Raw genomic sequence first — 258 nt, 5'->3', positions numbered from 1 at the left:
CGGTAATGGTGATGGTGACCGTGTGCTCAGTGCCGTCTTGGCTCAACACCACAAAGGTTTCGACCTTAGTTTCGCCTTCAGCCAGATATTGCACGTCGGCGTTATCGACGTTGTAAGTCCAGTTGCCGTCGGCATCGATAGTCAGGCTGCCGAGCGCGCCAACACTTGGAGTGCCGTTGCCGGCTTGGAACACGGCCTGGCCGCTGTCGGCATCGGTAATGGTTAAGGTGCCGCTGTCAGTCAGAACTGGATCGGTGG

General features: G+C 57.8%; 1 protein-coding gene. It reads right to left on the bottom strand.

Going from position 1 to position 258, the window contains the following annotated elements:
• Positions 1-258: VCBS domain-containing protein (locus MO387_RS20965; protein WP_242326518.1), on the bottom strand; the 258-nt coding region annotated here is incomplete at both ends.

The sequence above is a fragment of the Shewanella sp. N2AIL genome (assembly GCF_022690845.1).
Classification (GTDB): domain Bacteria; phylum Pseudomonadota; class Gammaproteobacteria; order Enterobacterales; family Shewanellaceae; genus Shewanella; species Shewanella baltica.
Note: the sequence above shows the minus strand (reverse complement) of the source record. Positions and strands in the feature narration are given on the sequence as shown.